Here is a 471-nt window from a genome sequence, read left to right as displayed (position 1 = left end):
TATTTGTCGGCAATGGCATCGTTGTTAATCTTTTTGCGCAGATAACTGCCGAACGGCTGCACCGACGGGAAAATGATTTTGCCGACCTGCGCCTGCACGGTGAAGCCCTCCACAAAGTCGAAATAGCCGTCCGGATGCGGCTCCTGGCGGGTGTCCAAGCGGTCGAGATTTTCCACGCGCAGGAGCAACTGGTTGGCAATGTCGCCCTCAGTGAGATAGTTGAGGTACGCGCCCGTGGTGTCGCTCTGATATTTGATGTCGAGGCGAAATCTGTCGCGGTCGAGGTTGCGATTGGGTGCGATGGTATAGACATTGCGCATCATCAAATGCCATGTAGGTAGCTCCGGCGCATGGGATGTGCCCTTCACGAGTTTCAAAAAGAGGCTCTCGGCGGAGCCATTGGGATTGTCGGGGCCAAATTCGCCCACCTGATACACTGCATTGCGATAGGAGTATTCGTAAGGCACACCC

1 protein-coding gene is annotated in these 471 nt (G+C 55.0%); it reads right to left on the bottom strand.

The window, feature by feature from the left end:
* Nucleotides 1–471, bottom strand: a 471-nt coding sequence (locus ASC50_RS04380) for a hypothetical protein (RefSeq protein ID WP_158648423.1), incomplete at both ends; no start/stop codon positions are given.

The sequence above is a fragment of the Candidatus Symbiothrix dinenymphae genome (assembly GCF_001431085.1).
This window is presented reverse-complemented; position numbering and strand designations above follow the sequence as displayed.